We start from the raw sequence: 12,908 nt of genomic DNA, 5'->3' as shown, positions 1-12,908 counted from the left end.
GGGGGAGTTCACTCCCCCCGACCTTCATCGCCCGCATCACAGCAGCCCTTCCTCGGCATCGCGGGCGCGCGCCGCCGGATCGCGCTTCTCCGGCGGGCCCCACCCGCCGCCGCCACCCGCGCGCACATGCAGCGTGTCGCCCGGCGCGAGCGGAATGCCGACTTCCTTCGTCTTCAGATCACGCGACGTCCCATCCGCGCGGTTCAGCGTGTAGTGGTGCGGCGCCGCGTCCTGGCCACCGAGCATCCCCGCCGCGCCATACCGCACGCCGTCGCCCGCGGTGTTCGCCACCGAAGGGCCATCGGTCTCGAGCCGCATGACGAGCTCGCCGCCGAGGCCGCCGCGATAGGTGCCGTCGCCGGCGCTGCCGGGACGGAATTCGTGCTTGGCGAAGAACAGCGGGAAGCGCGCCTCGGCCATCTCCACGCTGCCGAACTTCAGGCCGCCGGCGGAATGCCATTCGCCCGCGGTGGACCAGCCGTCGCCGCGCGAGGATCCACCGCCGCCAGGCCGCGCATGGAACAGGTGCCAGACGAAGGACCGGCCCGGCCGCCGTGCGTCGCTGCCCTTGATCGCGACGCGGAAGCGCCGGCCCCAGCCGCCCATGGCGCGCTCGGGACAGGCATTGGCCAGCGCCTTGACCACTGCCTCCACGATCTCGTTCGAGCAGTGGGAGGTGCACATGGTCACGGGCGCGCCCTCGCGCGGCAGGACGATGGTGCCTTCCTTGGCGATGATCTCGATCGGGCGGAAGCAGCCGTCGTTCTTCGCGACCTCGGGGTCGAGCAGGAAGGCGATCGCCATGCGCACCGCGCTCGCGGTGTTGGGCCAGGAGGAATTGAGGAAGGAGGGCACCTGCGGCGCGGAATCCGACAGGTCCACCGTGATGGAATCGCCCTTCTTCGTGACGGTCGCGCGGATCGCGATATCCTCGTGCCCGAAGCCGTCGTCGTCGAGGAAGGCCTCGCCCTTCCATTCGCCATCCTTCCAGGACGCGATGATGCGCCGGGCATGCGCCTCGGACAGCGCGAGGATGGCGGCGACCGCGGCCTCGGTCTCCGCCGCGCCATGCTTGTCGAGCACGGCGAGCAGCCGCTTCTCGCCCAGGTGCGCCGCGCCGATCATCGCCATCAGGTCGCCGCGCACCTCGCGCGGCAGACGGGTGTTGGTGACGATCATCCGCACCAGGTCCGGTCGCGCCATCCGCCCCTGGCCGAGCAGGATCGGCGGCAGGCGCAGGCCTTCCTGGAAGATCTCGGTCGCCGCAGGGTTGTAGGCGCCGTGGGTGCCGCCGCCGATGTCCGTGTGATGCGCGCGCACCACCGAGAAGAACATCAGTCGCCCGTCGGCGAAGACCGGCACCACGATGGTCAGGTCCGGCAGGTGCGATCCGCCATGATAGGGATCGTTCAGCAGGTAGATGTCGCCCTCGGCGATCCCAGCGCCGAAGGCCTCGACCACCGCCTGCACGGCGAAGGGCATGGCGCCGACATGGACCGGGATGTGGTCCGCCTGGGCGAGCAGCCGCGCGCCCGCGTCGCACAGCGCGATCGAGAAGTCGCGCGAGGAGTTCAGGATCTGGGAATAGGCGGTGCGCAGCATCGCCTCCCCCATCTCCTCGACAATGGCGCGGAAGCGATTGTCGAGGACCGAGAGCGTCACGGGATCGGGCGTCGTCATGGGACGGCACGCTCCGGCGCGGCGCGCGCGGCGTCAAGGCTTCGCAGCGGCGGGATGCCGGGCCATGATCCCGCGCAAGTTCCAAGGGAAGGAAGCGCCATGACCGTCACCGTCGAGAACCCGGACCTGCGCATCGTCACGGACGGGCTGCGCTTCCCCGAAGGCCCGGTCTGCATGCCGGACGGTTCCGTGGCTCTGGTGGAGATCGAGGCACGGCGCATCACCCGCGTCGCAGAGAACGGCACGAAATCCACCATCGCCACCGTGACGGGCGCGCCGAACGGTCTGGCGCTGGGGCCGAAGGGGGTGCTCTACGTCTGCAACAATGGCGGCTTCTCCTGGCATGATGAGCCCGGGATGCTGCGCCCCACCGGCCAGTCGCCCGATTATTCCGGCGGCCGCATCGAGACGGTGGACCCCGCCACCGGCAAGGTCGAGACTCTGTATCGCGCCGTCGACGGGCGGCCGCTGCGCGGGCCGAACGACCTGATGTTCGACGGCCAGGGCGGCTTCTGGTTCAGCGACCTCGGCAAGGTGCGCGCGCGGGACCGCGACCATGGCGGCGCCTATTGGGGCGCGGCGGACGGATCCCGCGTGGTCGAGGCCGCCTTCCCCGTCTTCGGCGGCGCCAACGGCATCGGCATCAGCCCCGACGGCAAGACGCTGTATGTCGCGGAGACCGAGACCGGGCGGCTCTGGGCCTGGGATATCGAGGGGCCGGGCAAGGTGCGGAAGGAACCCTGGCCGTCGTCGAATGGCGGGCGGGTGCTGTGCCAGTTCCCGGGCTACCGGCGGCTCGACAGCCTGGCCATCGCGGCATCGGGCAACATCGTCGTCGCGACGCTGGTGAGCGGCGAGATCACCACCGTCTCGCCCGCCGGCGAGATCGTCCACGTCGTGAAGATGCCCGAGCGCATGCCGACCAACATCTGCTTCGGCGGCGCCGACATGCGGACCGCGTACATCACCCTGTCCACCAGCGGGAAGCTGGTCGCGATGCCGTGGCATGAGCCGGGATTCCGCCTGCCGCACGGTTGACAGGCGCCAGCGCGCAGCGGAACCTTTGCGCAATTAAGCAAATCCCCGTGGGAGTATCGTCCATGTCCGGTCCGCAGATCGCGCGCCGCGCCTTGATGGGCACGGCGCTGGCCGCGCCTTTCATCCGCCCCGCCGCCGCGCAGGGCGGCGATCCCTACGTGATCGGCACGCTGTTTCCGATGAGCGGCCCGAACGGCGAGTACGGGACGTTGTTCACCAGCGGTGCGGCGCTCGCCATCGAGCACGCCGCGCAAGATCGCATGCTGCGCCGTCCGATGCGCATCCAGGCCGAGGACACCCAGGCCCTGCCGCAGCAGGGCGTCATCGGCATGACCAAGCTCGTGAACGTGGACAAGGCGCATTACGTCCTGGTCGGCTTCACCGCCGTGTCCAAGGCGGTCGCGCCTGTCGGGGACCGGGCGAAGACCATCATGGTCAATGGCGGCGCCGTCGGCCCGGACCTGGCCGGCCTGTCGCCCTATTTCTGGAACGTCATCCCCCTCGCGCATCTCGAGACGCAGGCCTTCCTGCCCTTCCTGATGCAGCGGAACCTGAAGCGCATCGCCCTCGTCTATGTGGACGATCCGCTGGGCGATGCGATCCTGGGCCTGCTGCGGACCGAGTTGCCGAAGACCGGCGGCGAGCTGGCCGGCACCTTCTCGGTGCCCCGCACGGCGCAGCAGTTCGGCCCCGTCGCGGCGCGCGTGCGCCAGGTGCGGGCGGATGCGGTCTATGTCGCCTCCTTCGGCGCGCAGCAGGCGCAGATCATCAAGGGGCTGCGCGACAACGGCATCCGCCAGCCGATCGTCGGCTATTCGGCGCTGTCGATCGCGTCCGTCACCGCGCTGCCCGAAGCCGAGGGCGTGATCTTCACCAGCCAGAAGTTCGACTACACCGGCGGATCCGAGATCACCCGCCGCTTCGCGACCGACTTCAAGGCGAAGCACGGCAGCGAACCCGGCGCCTACAACGCCAACTACTACAACGCGGTGCGGCTCTTCGCCCTGCTGGCGAAGGACCTCGAGGCCCAGAACACCGAGGTGAACGGGGACAGCCTGCGCGCCACGCTGCTGCGCGTGCGGGAATTCGACCTGGTCGGCGGCAAGGGCCGCTTCGACGACCAGGGCAACATGTCGGCGGACATCCAGGTCAACGAGATCCGCGGCGGGCGCGTCGTCCCGATCGCCTGAGACCCCGCGTGCTCTTCCTGCAACTCCTGCTGCAGGGCATCCAGACGGGTGCCCTGTATGCGCTGACCGCCGCCGGCTTCGCGCTGATCTTCGGTGCGACCCGCATCTTCCACTTCGCGCACGGGACCTCCTTCACCCTTGCCGGCTACGCCTTCCTGTTCTGCTGGAACGGGGGGCTGCCGGGATGGATCGGCACGCTCGCGGGCATCGCGGTCGCGATGCTGTTCGGCCTCGCCATGGAACGGCTGGTCTACCGGCCGATCCAGCGGCACGAGGGGTCCTTCTTCACGGTCTTCGTCGCTGCCTTCGGCGTCGCCGTCGTGGTGCAGAACCTGGTCGGCATGGTCGCCGGGCGCGGCTTCGCATCGGTGGATACGCGGCTGTCGCTCGCGACCGAGGTGCTGCCGGACGTCTTCCTCGCGCCGATCTTCTGGATCGCGATCGCGGTGGCGGTCGTGCTGTTCGCCGCGCTGTCGGCCTTCCTCACGCGCACCCATGCGGGCGTCGCGCTGCGGGCGCTGGCGCAGAACCCGGACCTGCTGCGGGCCTACGGACTGTCCTCGAACCGGCTGTCGATGCTGGCCTTCGCAGTGGGTTCCGCCATGGCGGCGCCGGCGGCGATCCTGACGGCGATGACGACCGGGCTGAACGAGGCGATCGGCCACCACGTCATGCTGATCTCCATGGCCGCGACCATCGTCGGCGGCGTGGGGTCGCTGCGCGGCGCGGCGCTTGCGGGGCTGATGCTGGGCGTGGCCGAATCCGTCGCCCTGCAGTTCGTCGACACGCAATGGGCCGAGGCGGTGTCGTTCCTCGTGCTGTTCGCCTTCATCATCTTCCGCCCGAGCGGCTTCTTCGGGGTGGCCCAGACGCGATGATCGCCTATGCCGCAAACCTCGCGACGATCGTCGCGATCTTCGGGATCCTCGCCGCCACGCTGAACTTCGTGGTGGGCTTCGCGGGGATCTTCTCGGTCGCCCACGCCGTGTTCTTCGGCCTCGGTGCCTATGCGGGGGCGCAGGTGGCGCTGCACATCGTCCCCGATGCACTCCTCGCCTGCGTCGTCGCGGCGGTGGTGGCGGGCGGGCTGTCGCTGTGCCTGGCGCTGCCGGCGCTGCGGGTGAGAGGGGAATACTTCGTCGCGGCCTCGCTGGGGCTGCAGATGATGGCGACCACGCTGTTCTCGGAAGCCAAGGCCTTCACCGGCGGCATCGGCGGGCTGGTCGCCATCCCGCGCCCGACGCTGTTCGGCATGGAGGTCTCGGTGCTGCCGCTCGCGCTCGTCGCGCTGGCGCTGATCCTGTTTGCGACCGCGCTGCTCCAGCGCGGCGCCTTCGGGCGCACGCTGCAGGCCCTGCGCGACGCCGAAAGCGCGGCCGAGGCGCTGGGCAAGAACGTCGCGGCGGCGAAGACACTCGCCATGCTGTTCGCCTGTGCCGGGGCCGGCATCGCGGGCGCGCTGTTCGCGCTGCACCTGTCCTTCGTGAACGTCGAATCCTTCACCATGGACCAATCGGTGCTGGTGATGGCGATGGTCATCATCGGCGGCACGGGCACGCTGTGGGGTCCGGTCATCGGCGCGATCATCCTGCTCTCGCTGCCGGCGGGCCTCGCCTTCGTGCCCTTCATCCCGGCGACCGAGGTCGGGGCCGTGCAACAGATCATCTACGGCCTCGCCATGACGCTGCTGATGATCTTCCGCCCGGCCGGACTGGTCGGCGACCTCTCGAAGGGGAGGGCCACGGCATGACGGACGAGGTCCTCCGCACCGAGAACCTGGCGCGCGCCTTCGGTGGGCTGCAGGCGGTGGCCGGCGTGTCGCTCTCGCTCTATGCTGGAAAGGTCACGGCACTGGTCGGGCCGAACGGCGCCGGCAAGACGACGACCTTCAACCTCATCACCGGCAACCTGCGCGCCGATTCCGGCGCGGCGCAGATCCGCGGCAAGCCGATCATGGGGCTGAAGCCCTGGCAGGTCGCGCGGCTCGGCGTCGCGCGCTCCTTCCAGGACCTGCGTCTGTTCACGCATATGACCGTGCGCGAGAACGTGCTCGCCGCGACCGAGACCGCCTCGTGGTTCTGGCAGCCCGGCGGCGGCGCGGCGCGACGTGCGCGGGAAGACCGGGCAGCGCGCGCCCTGGAGGCGACCGGCCTCGCCGCGCTCGCCCATGCCCGCGCGGTCGACCTCGCCTATGCGGAACGCAAGTTCCTCTCCATGGCGCGCATCCTCGCCGCCGAGGCCGATATCTGGCTGCTCGACGAACCCGCCTCGGGCCTCGATTTGGCCTCGCGCCTGCGCTTCGGGGAATTGCTGCGCGGCGCGACCGCGCGGGGCGTCGCGATCTGCCTGATCGAGCACAACCTCGACGTGGTGACGGAACTCTCCGACCGCATCGCCTTCCTCGACCAGGGGAAGGTGCTGGCGGAAGGCGACCCGCAGACCATCCTCCGCGACCCGGCGCTCGCCGCCATCTATTTCGGCGACCGCCCGCAGGAGGCCGCATGAGCCAGGACGCCATCGAGGCGCAGGGCCTCGCCGCCGGCTATGGCGGGCGCGAGGTGCTGCAGGATGTCGCGCTGACGCTGAAGGCCGGCGAGATCCTCTGCCTCATCGGCCACAACGGCGCGGGCAAGTCGACGCTGCTGCGCGTGCTGTTCGGGCTGCACCGCCCTTCGGCCGGCAGCATCCGCATCTTCGGGCAGACGCCGGGGACCTATACGCCAGCCGCGCTCGGCGCCGTCGGCGTCGCGCTGGTGCCGGAAGGCCGCGGCGTCTTCCCCGACCTGACGGTGGAGGAGATCTTCGGCCTCGCCCTGTGGTCGGCCGGCGTGGCGAAGGCCGAGCAGCGCGAGCGCATCGAGGAAGTCCTCGAGGTCCTGCCGCGCATCAAGGAGTTCCGCACGCGGCGTGCCGGCACGCTCTCGGGTGGGCAGCAGCAGATGGTCTCGATCGGGCGGGCGCTGCTGACGCGCCCGAAGGTGCTGCTGCTGGACGAACCCTCGATCGGCCTGGCGCCGAAGCTGTTCCAGGACCTGATCCGCCCGATCGCCGCGCTACGCGAGACCCGCGGCATGTCGATCCTGCTGGTCGAGCAGAATGTGCGCGAGGCCTTCGCCGTCTCGGACCGCGTGCTGGTGATGCGCTCCGGCGCCTTCATCTACGAGGGCACGCCCGCGGACCTCGACGACCACGCGAAGCTGATGGAGCTGTTCTAGAGCCGTTTCCGTTCGCCATGGCTCACGGCAACATCTCTATATTTTTGTTTTCGCGAGCATCTTCACCCGATCAGGTGATTCCACCTGATCGGGATCTGCTCTAGCGGTTGTGCCCCGACACCTCCGCCCCCGCATCCGGTGCGAGCCGTGCATGCAGGGGGATGGAGGCGAGCACCACGACCGCCGCGACGACGAAGCCCCAGGAGAAATCGGCGGCGACCAGCGCCGAGCGCCCGGACAGCGCCAGGCAGGTCTCGAGCGTCGTCGTCGCCAGCACCACGCCGAGCGCCGGCGTCAATTGCTGGAGCGTGCCGTAGAGCGCGGTCGCGCGCGACATGCGCTCGGCCGGGACATCCGCGAAGGCCAGGGTATTGAGCGCGGTGAACTGCAGGCTGCGCGCCAGGCCGCCGGCCGCGAGCAGCGCGAAGATCGCAGCGGCCGGCCAGGCCGGCGTGACCAGCGCCAGCGCGGCGATGCCGAAGGATGCGACGACGCCATTGATCACCAGCGCCCCGCGGAAGCCGGTGCGCCGCAGCAGCGGCCGCACCAGCGGCTTCATCGCGAAGGCGCCGAGTGCCGTCGCGAAGGACACGAAGCCGCTCTGCGAGGCGCTCATGCCGAAGCCGATCTGCAGCATCACCGGGATCAGGAATGGCACCGCGCCCGCGCCGGTGCGGAACAGGCTGCCAGCGACGGCCGGGTCGCGGAAGGTCGCGATGCGGAACAGCGAGAGGTCGAGCGCGGGCTGCGGCACGCGCTGGCAGTGCCGCACCGCGAGCCATCCGGCGAGGATCCCGGCCGCCAGCGCGAGCACCGACACCCATCCCGGCACCACGTGACGGCCCACCGTCTCGATGCCGAACATCACCAGCGCCAGCGCCGTGCCAGTCAGCGCGAGGCCCACCACGTCCGGCGGCCCGGGCCGCGTCGGCGGCACATGCGGGATCTTCCACGCCACCAGCGCGAAGCCGATCAGCCCGATCGGCACGTTGATCCAGAACACCGCGCGCCAGGACCACAGGTCCGTCAGCACGCCGCCGAGCGGCGGGCCCGTCACCGGCCCCAGCAGCGCCGGCATGGTCAGCCAGGCCATGGCCGAGAGCATGTCCTTCTTCGCCACGCCGCGGAGCAGCAGAAGCCGCCCGACCGGCACCATCATTGCGCCACCCAGGCCCTGCAGCACGCGGAACGCGACGAGTTCGCCCAGGCCCTGCGCCCGACCGCACAGGACGGAGGACGCGACGAAGGTCAGGATCGCGAACATGAAGACGCGCTTCGCCCCGAAGCGGTCGGCGATCCAGGCGGAGAAGGGGATGAAGACGGTCAGCGCCACCAGGTAGGAGGTGATGGCGGCGCCAAGGCGATAGGGATCCTCGTGCAGGTCCCGCGCCATGGCCGGCAGCGCGGTGGCCAGCACCGCGCTGTCGAGGTTCTGCATGAACAGGGCCGAGGCGACGATCAGCGCAATGCCGCGATGGTCGCGCGCCTCGCTCACGGCGTCAGGATCACCCGGCCGGCGCTGCGGCGCGCGCGGACCTCGGCCATCGCCTCGCGGAAGCCTTCGAGCGGGAAGGCGGCGTGCACCTCGGGCCTCAACGCGCCGGCCTTCCACCAGGCCATGAGCTGCGCCCAGAGCTCGTGCGCCCGCGGCGCATGGGCCCGACGATTGTCGCCCGGCGACCAGCCGACATAGGTGCCCCAGTTCACCCCCGCGACCGCGATGTTCTTCAGCAGCAGCAGGTTCGCCGCCACGGTCGGGATGCCGCCGCCCGCGAAGCCCACAACGACCAGCGTGCCGCCATCGCCGAGGCAGCGCAGCGAATCGTCGAAGGCATCGCCGCCGATGGTGTCGAGGACGCATCCGACGCCCGCGCCGCCCGTCGCCGCGCGCACCGCCTCTCGGAACGATTGCGCACTGTCGAGCACGACATCGGCGCCGCGCGCGCGCAGCAGGTCGTGCTTCGCCGCGCCCGCGCGCGCGATGACACGGCAGCCCATGGCCTTGGCGATCTCGACCCCGGCGAGCCCGACGCCGCCGGCCGCGCCATGCACCAGCACCCAGTCGCCGGCCGCGATGCGTCCGCGCCACAGCAGGCCCGATCCCGCCGTGGGGTAGGAGATCGGGAAGGCCACCGCCGGTTCCATCGGCAGCCCGTCCGGGATCGGCACGACATGGATGTCGTCGGCGACCGCTTCCTCGGCATAGCCGCCCCAGTCGAGCACGGCGAAGACGCGCGTGCCGGGCGGCGGGGCCTCGGCGTCCGGCGCGGCCTCGATGACGGTGCCCACCACCTCGGTGCCGGGGATGAAGGGCAGCGGCGGCTTGCGCTGGTACTTGCCCGCGACCACGAGCTGCGTCGCGAAGGAGACGCCGACGGCCGCGACCCGGATGCGCACGCCGCGCGGGCGCATCGGCGGCGGCGGGACGTCCCGGATCTCGAGTTCGTCGAAGTCGCGCCAGGTCTCGCAGAGGATCGCGCGCATCAGTCGAGCCTGATGTTCGCGGTGCGGACGATCGCGCCGAATTTCTCGTACTCGCTGCGGCAGAAGGCGGCGAAGTCGGCCGGCGTGTCGGCCACCGGATCGGCGCCGAGCGTCGCGAGCCGCGCCCGCACGTCGCTGTCCTGCACCGCGACGGCGACGGCGCGCTGCATCCGCTCCGCGATCGCCATCGGCATGCGCGGCGGCGCCCAGATGCCGTACCATGTGGAGATCACCAGGCCCGGGAAGCCCGCCTCGGCGGTGGTCGGCAGGTCGGGATAGGCGGCGATGCGCGCCGGCGTCGTGACCGCGAGCGGCCGCAGCAGCCCCTGGCGCACAGCGCCCGCGCCGGCCGGCACGCTGTCGAACATCACCTGGATGTTGCCCGCAATCAGGTCCTGGATCGCCGGCCCGGCGCCGCGATAGGGGACGTGCGTCATGTCGACGCCCGCGATCTGCTTGAACATCTCGCCCGCGAGGTGCTGGGCGGCGCCATTGCCCGAGGACCCGTAGGACAGCCGGCCCGGATTGGCCTTCGCATGGTCCGCGAGATCCCGCAGCGACCGCACCGGCAGGCCGGGATTCACCAGCGCGACGAGCGGCACCATCGCCATGTTCGTCACCGGCGTGAAGTCGTTGAGCGCGTCGAAGGGCAGGTTGCGGTTCAGGTGCGGGATGATGACGTGGATCGACGCGTTCATCAGGAAGATCTGGCCATCCGGCGTGGCGCGCGCGACCTCGGCTGCGCCGATCGTGCCGGACGCGCCGGGCTTGTTCTCGGGCACCAGCGGCTGGCCGAGCTCCTGCTGCGCCCGCTGCGCGATCACGCGGCCGACCAGGTCGGTCGGCCCGCCGGGCGGATAGGGGATGATGCAGCGTACCGGCCGCGTCGGCCAATCCTGCGCCAGCGCGGGCGCGGCGAGCAACGTCCCGAGTGCGGCGCGTCGCGTGATCTTCATCCGGTCCCCTTCCCTTCGGCGGCCTTCGCGTCAGGATAGGCCCGGAACGCGCAGGAGGAAACGCGATGGACGAGGCGATGCGCCCCTACAAGGGCATCCGCGTGCTGGACGCAGGGCAGGGTATCGCCGGGCCGTATTGCGGGATGATGCTCGCGGCCTGCGGCGCGGACGTGATCAAGCTCGAACCGGCGGAAGGCGACTGGTCGCGGGGGCTCGGCACCGCGAGGGACGGCGTCTCGGTGATGACGGTCTGCTTCAACCGCGGCAAGCGCAGCGTCGTGCTCGACCTGAAGTCCGAGGACGGCAAGCGGGCCGCGGCGAAGCTGGCATCGCAGGCCGATGTGCTGATCGAGGCCTTCCGCCCCGGCGTCGCCGCGCGCATCGGCCTCGGTCCCGACAATGCGAAGGCGGACGCGGTGTGCCTGTCGATCTCGGGCTTCGGCCAGACCGGCCCTTATGCGGAACGCCCCTGCACCGATTCGGTGGCGCAGGCCTTCACCGGCTTCGTCGCGCTGAATCCAGGCGCGGACGGGGCGCCGCACAAGGCGGGCTGCTTCCTCGCGGACATGGCGACGGGGATCTATGCCTTCTCGGCCGTGCAGGCGGCGCTTGCGGCGCGCGCGCAGGACGCGACGCCGCGCCGGCGCGTCATCGACATGTCGCTGATGGCCGCGACGACCAACCTCATGACGCATCAGATCGCCGAATGGGGCTATCAGGGGAAGTCGGCGGCGCCGCCCAACGTGCCGGCCGGCGCCTACCAGGCCTCGGACGGCGTCTGGGTGATGGTGACGCTGGTGCGGGAATCCGAATGGCGCGGCATCTGCGACGCGCTCGGCATCCCGGAGATCGCCCAGGATCCGCGCTTCCAGGACTTCAAGCTCCGTTACGAGAACCGCGAGGCGCTCTATGCCATCATGCGCGCGACCTTCGCCACGCGCCCGTCCGAGGACTGGATCGCGCGGCTGCAGGGCGCGCGCCTGCTCGCGGACCGGGTGAATTCCCCGCTCGACTGGCTGGCGAACGAGCATGTCGTCGCCTATGGCGCGGCGTCCCGCGTGAAGCAGCCGCAACTGGGCGAGGTGCCGCTGCCGATGCTCCCGGGCCTCGGCCATTGGCACGCACCGGCGCCGGCGCTCGGCGAGCACACGGCACAGGTCCTGGCCGAGATCGCGTAAGGCCGTCGCGGCAACGCCGCGCGGTGAAACCCTTCACCGCGCGGTGACCCGGGTCGTCGCCCGGTCGCCAACGCTGCGCTAGGACGGCGGTCCGCTGCATCACCGCACCAGGACTCGTCGTGACCAAGATTCCTCTCGCCGTTCTGGGCCTGGCGGCCCTGCTCGCCGTTCCTGCGAAGGCCGCTGGCGTCGATTGCACGCGCCCCGCCGATGACTGGCAGCGCACGATCTGTGCCGATCCGACGCTGACGGCGCTCGAGGCCGAGGTCGCAGCGACCTTCGCCGGCATGCAGGGCATTCCCTGGCGGCGCGGCCTGCGCGAGCGACACGAGACCGCCATTGCCGTGCTGCGCCGCGATGCGGCCCAGGATCCGGAAGCGATCCGCCGCGGCCTGCAGGCGCGCCTGGCCGCGTTGCGGGAAGAGAACGCCTGGTTCTCCACCCATGGGCTCGAGGAAGCGCCGGAGCGCCGGTTGCGGACCACCTGCCTCGCGCTGCCGACACTCGAGGACGCCGCCGCGCAACGGCGCCCCTGCCGCGTGGCGGAGTTCCGCATCCTCGGCACGGTCGATGGGCGGCGCTTCGCCCATGCGCTCTATGAGTATACGCCCGATCCGACCGGCGAACTGCCGCACGAGACCGCCATCCTCGTATTCTCCGCGGGCCAGCCGGGCGAATGGACCGTGGAGATCGCCGAGCGGCTGACCCATGCGAGTTGCATGCGCCCCGTGATCGCCCGTCATGGGGAGGAGACGCTGCTGTTCCTCCCCTGCGAGGAGACCGGCACGGCCGGCAGCCAGATCCCACAGCTCTATCGCCGCGCGGGCCCGCCGTCCTTCCGTCGCTGGGAGGACATGGATCCGAGGGCCTGGCAGAGCGGGCTGGAGCGCCACCTGCCGCCAGCCATGGACGTCTTTTCGGAGCCGCGGTTTGACCCCGAGCGGCTGACCGCCGCCTTCCGCCTGATCCGGCACACCGACCCGCCCTGCTGCCCGACCGGGGGCATTGCCGAGGCGCGCCTCGCGCTCGAGGGCGGCCGGCTGGTGCTGCGCGGCGTCGTCATCCGGCCGGCGCGCTAGAGCATGATCGCATCTTTTTGAGTCGTGGGGGATTCCGGCACGGGCGTCTGATGTGATTCAAGCTGCTGGCTGGGCAGGAGGCCAGCAG

At 70.8% G+C, this 12,908-nt stretch carries 12 protein-coding genes; 8 read left to right on the top strand and 4 right to left on the bottom strand.

Features of this window, described 5'->3' with window-relative positions; translation table 11 throughout:
• Positions 1 to 36: 36 nt before the first annotated feature.
• The gene (locus GWK16_RS21410) at positions 37 to 1,680 is read right to left on the bottom strand and encodes a hydantoinase B/oxoprolinase family protein (protein WP_170056016.1); all 1,644 of its coding nucleotides are present in this window, start codon (positions 1,678 to 1,680) and stop codon (positions 37 to 39) included.
• 99 nt (positions 1,681 to 1,779) lie between these two features.
• On the opposite strand from GWK16_RS21410, the gene GWK16_RS21405 reads away from it, so the two are divergent.
• The 6 genes from GWK16_RS21405 to GWK16_RS21380 all read left to right on the top strand — a co-directional run bounded on the left by GWK16_RS21405 (position 1,780) and on the right by GWK16_RS21380 (position 7,123).
• Entirely contained in the window at positions 1,780 to 2,718 is a 939-nt protein-coding gene (locus GWK16_RS21405; protein WP_170056015.1) for an SMP-30/gluconolactonase/LRE family protein, read from the top strand.
• A gap of 62 nt (positions 2,719 to 2,780) precedes the next feature.
• Positions 2,781 to 3,908 carry an ABC transporter substrate-binding protein gene (locus GWK16_RS21400; protein ID WP_170056014.1) on the top strand — a complete coding sequence of 376 codons (1,128 nt, stop codon included), beginning with the start codon at positions 2,781 to 2,783 and terminating at the stop codon, positions 3,906 to 3,908.
• An 8-nt stretch (positions 3,909 to 3,916) separates the two neighbouring features.
• Positions 3,917 to 4,786, top strand: coding sequence for an ABC transporter permease subunit (locus GWK16_RS21395; RefSeq protein WP_170056013.1), 870 nt, complete (start codon positions 3,917 to 3,919; stop codon positions 4,784 to 4,786).
• Positions 4,783 to 5,658: a branched-chain amino acid ABC transporter permease gene (locus GWK16_RS21390; RefSeq protein WP_170056012.1), complete on the top strand. Its 876-nt coding sequence runs from the start codon at positions 4,783 to 4,785 to the stop codon at positions 5,656 to 5,658. The genes GWK16_RS21395 and GWK16_RS21390 overlap by 4 nt, the downstream gene beginning before the upstream one ends.
• Positions 5,655 to 6,413 carry an ABC transporter ATP-binding protein gene (locus GWK16_RS21385; protein WP_170056011.1) on the top strand — a complete coding sequence of 253 codons (759 nt, stop codon included), beginning with the start codon at positions 5,655 to 5,657 and terminating at the stop codon, positions 6,411 to 6,413. The genes GWK16_RS21390 and GWK16_RS21385 overlap by 4 nt, the downstream gene beginning before the upstream one ends.
• A complete protein-coding gene (locus GWK16_RS21380; protein ID WP_170056010.1) occupies positions 6,410 to 7,123 on the top strand; it encodes an ABC transporter ATP-binding protein in 714 nt (237 codons plus the stop codon). The genes GWK16_RS21385 and GWK16_RS21380 overlap by 4 nt, the downstream gene beginning before the upstream one ends.
• Before the next feature lie 100 nt (positions 7,124 to 7,223).
• On the opposite strand, the gene GWK16_RS21375 is transcribed toward GWK16_RS21380, so the two are convergent.
• From GWK16_RS21375 to GWK16_RS21365, 3 genes are read right to left on the bottom strand one after another with little or no spacing between them, the layout of a single operon-like run.
• Positions 7,224 to 8,618, bottom strand: coding sequence for an MFS transporter (locus GWK16_RS21375; protein ID WP_338144533.1), 1,395 nt, complete (start codon positions 8,616 to 8,618; stop codon positions 7,224 to 7,226).
• Positions 8,615 to 9,607, bottom strand: a complete 993-nt coding sequence (locus tag GWK16_RS21370; protein WP_170056009.1) for an NADPH:quinone oxidoreductase family protein — start codon at positions 9,605 to 9,607, stop codon at positions 8,615 to 8,617. The genes GWK16_RS21375 and GWK16_RS21370 overlap by 4 nt, the downstream gene beginning before the upstream one ends.
• The gene (locus GWK16_RS21365; protein ID WP_170056008.1) at positions 9,607 to 10,563 is read right to left on the bottom strand and encodes a Bug family tripartite tricarboxylate transporter substrate binding protein; all 957 of its coding nucleotides are present in this window, start codon (positions 10,561 to 10,563) and stop codon (positions 9,607 to 9,609) included. Before GWK16_RS21365 ends, GWK16_RS21370 begins: the two co-directional genes overlap by 1 nt.
• A 65-nt stretch (positions 10,564 to 10,628) precedes the next feature.
• Here GWK16_RS21365 and GWK16_RS21360 point away from each other — a divergent pair, with 65 nt between their 5' ends.
• Complete coding sequence (locus GWK16_RS21360) at positions 10,629 to 11,741, top strand: CaiB/BaiF CoA transferase family protein (RefSeq protein WP_170056007.1); 1,113 nt, start codon at positions 10,629 to 10,631, stop codon at positions 11,739 to 11,741.
• Positions 11,742 to 11,860: 119 nt separating this feature from the next.
• Positions 11,861 to 12,820, top strand: coding sequence for a lysozyme inhibitor LprI family protein (locus GWK16_RS21355; RefSeq protein ID WP_170056006.1), 960 nt, complete (start codon positions 11,861 to 11,863; stop codon positions 12,818 to 12,820).
• Positions 12,821 to 12,908: the final 88 nt, after the last annotated feature.

It is taken from the genome of Neoroseomonas marina, assembly GCF_012927745.1.
Classification (GTDB): domain Bacteria; phylum Pseudomonadota; class Alphaproteobacteria; order Acetobacterales; family Acetobacteraceae; genus Neoroseomonas; species Neoroseomonas marina.
The sequence above is the reverse complement of the archived record's forward strand: the minus strand, read 5'-3'. Positions and strand labels throughout refer to the sequence as shown.

Bases quoted from the DNA above. Each gene is read 5' to 3' on its own strand.
- GWK16_RS21410 (WP_170056016.1), bottom strand. From the start codon at position 1,680: ATGACGACGCCCGATCCCGTGACGCTCTCGGTCCTCGACAATCGCTTC.
- GWK16_RS21405 (WP_170056015.1), top strand. From the start codon at position 1,780: ATGACCGTCACCGTCGAGAACCCGGACCTGCGCATCGTCACGGACGGG.
- GWK16_RS21400 (WP_170056014.1), top strand. From the start codon at position 2,781: ATGTCCGGTCCGCAGATCGCGCGCCGCGCCTTGATGGGCACGGCGCTG.
- GWK16_RS21390 (WP_170056012.1), top strand. From the start codon at position 4,783: ATGATCGCCTATGCCGCAAACCTCGCGACGATCGTCGCGATCTTCGGG.
- GWK16_RS21385 (WP_170056011.1), top strand. From the start codon at position 5,655: ATGACGGACGAGGTCCTCCGCACCGAGAACCTGGCGCGCGCCTTCGGT.
- GWK16_RS21380 (WP_170056010.1), top strand. From the start codon at position 6,410: ATGAGCCAGGACGCCATCGAGGCGCAGGGCCTCGCCGCCGGCTATGGC.
- GWK16_RS21370 (WP_170056009.1), bottom strand. From the start codon at position 9,607: ATGCGCGCGATCCTCTGCGAGACCTGGCGCGACTTCGACGAACTCGAG.
- GWK16_RS21365 (WP_170056008.1), bottom strand. From the start codon at position 10,563: ATGAAGATCACGCGACGCGCCGCACTCGGGACGTTGCTCGCCGCGCCC.
- GWK16_RS21360 (WP_170056007.1), top strand. From the start codon at position 10,629: ATGGACGAGGCGATGCGCCCCTACAAGGGCATCCGCGTGCTGGACGCA.